Source organism: Streptomyces sp. NPDC059534 (assembly GCF_042743475.1).
Classification (GTDB): Bacteria; Actinomycetota; Actinomycetes; order Streptomycetales; family Streptomycetaceae; genus Streptomyces.
Genome location: NZ_JBHWAQ010000127.1, coordinates 1 through 1,934 on the forward strand (window position 1 = coordinate 1; position 1,934 = coordinate 1,934).

Annotated in this window: 1 protein-coding gene; it reads left to right on the forward strand. The window is 67.0% G+C overall.

The features are described 5' to 3' along the window. Window positions 1–151: 151 nt before the first annotated feature. Window positions 152–1,831 (forward strand): ISAzo13 family transposase, encoded by a 1,680-nt coding sequence (locus ACFVZH_RS40255; RefSeq protein ID WP_384905601.1) that lies wholly within the window; start codon window positions 152–154, stop codon window positions 1,829–1,831. The last annotated feature ends 103 nt before the right edge of the window (window positions 1,832–1,934 follow it).

Here is a 1,934-nt window from a genome sequence, read left to right on the forward strand (position 1 = left end):
ATGGGAACGACGCGACGACATCCACGAAGCCTTCCTCGGCCTCGCCACCTGCCTCATCACCCACCGCCACGTCCAACGCCTTTGTTAGGACCTCTTAGGACTTGCCGGGAATCAAGTCGTGGCTTCCGGCTGCGGGGATCGTTGGTCTGGTATGGGGAGACCGGAGGGGATCGAGGCCGCCCTGGCCGCGAAGTTCCAGGCGTTGTTGCCGCACCTGGACGAGCGTCAGCGTCGACTGGCCATAGGGGCGGAAGCGCGGTCATTGGGGCATGGCGGGATCAGGCTCGTCGCCGCTGCGGCCGGGGTCCGGGAGGGCACGGTCTCGCGTGGGGTGGCTGAACTCGACTCCGGTCAGGCGCCGTTGGGGCGAGTCCGTCGTCCTGGCGGAGGCCGGAAGAAGGCGAGCGAGCTTGACCTGGGGCTGCTGCCCGCGCTGCTTGCGTTGGTCGAGCCCGACGAGCGGGGCGATCCGATGTCGCCGCTGCGGTGGACGACGAAGTCGACTCGAAAGCTGGCGGCGGAGCTGACCCGGCAGGGCCACCGGGTCTCCGCCGACACAGTCGCCGGCCTGCTGCGGGAGGAAGGCTTCAGTCTGCAGGCCAACGCCAAGACCATCGAAGGCGCTCAGCACCCTGACCGTGACGCCCAATTCCGCTACCTCAACGAACAGGCACGAGAGCACAGGGACGCTGGTGACCCGGTGATCAGCGTGGACAGCAAGAAGAAGGAGCTGGTCGGCGACCACAAGAACGCCGGGCACGAGTGGCGGCCCGCCCGACAGCCCGTGAAGGTCAACACGCACGATTTCCCCGGCCAGGCCGAGAAGGCGATTCCGTACGGGATCTACGACATGGCCGCGAACACCGGCTGGGTCACCATCGGCACCGATCACGACACCTCGGCGTTCGCCGTCGCCTCGATCCGCCGCTGGTGGCAGGCCCGAGGCCGGCACGATTACCCCCGGGCCCACCGACTGCTGATCACTGCCGACGGCGGGGGCTCCAACGGCTGCCGCACCCGCGGCTGGAAGACCCACCTGGCCGACCTCGCTGCCGAAACGGGCCTGGAAATCACCGTGTGTCACCTGCCACCCGGCACATCGAAGTGGAACAAGATCGAGCATCGACTGTTCTCCCACATCACCATGAACTGGCGGGGCAGGCCCCTGACCAGCCATGAAGTCATGCTGCAGACCATCGCCGCGACCACCAGCCGCACCGGTCTGACGGTGCACGCCGAACTCGACATGGGCGAGTACCCCACCGGCATCCGCATCAGCGACGAGGCCATCGCCGACCTGCCGATCACGCGCCACCGCTTCCACGGAGACTGGAACTACACCTTTCACCCCGCAGGTCGCCGACCGTCCCCGCACCCTCCCCCGCAACGCGCGCGGTCGGCCGGCGGCTCACGCCCCCTCACACTCCACGACCTGCAGCACCCCGAGCTGACCGGCATGTCCCGCAAGCAACTCAGTGACCTCACCAATACCTTGATCCCCAGGTTGGAAGAGCGCCGGGAACGGGTCCGGGCCGCGGCCCGCGGCGGACCACGCCGTGTCGCCCGTGGCACGGGCCGTAAGCCCACCCTCACTCCCGCCGACCAGATCCTGGCCACCATCCTCTACCTGCGGAAACACGCTCTTCAGGAGCTTCTCGGCCAGCTCTTCAACACCACCGCCATGACCATCAGCCGTGCAGTGAAGGTTGTCCACCCCCTCCTGCAAGCCCACGGTGTGGCTATCCCCGCCTCCACAGCACGATTCCGCACACCGGAGGACGTCGCCAGGTTCCTCGAACCGGAAGAGACCAAGATCGAACCGACGTGTTGATTCCGGCCCGGGACTGTAAATCGTTCGGTGTAACTCCCGATCATGGAGGATGCATCGATGACCAGTGAGAACGTGGCCGAGGCCCAGATAGGCGAGGCGGTAG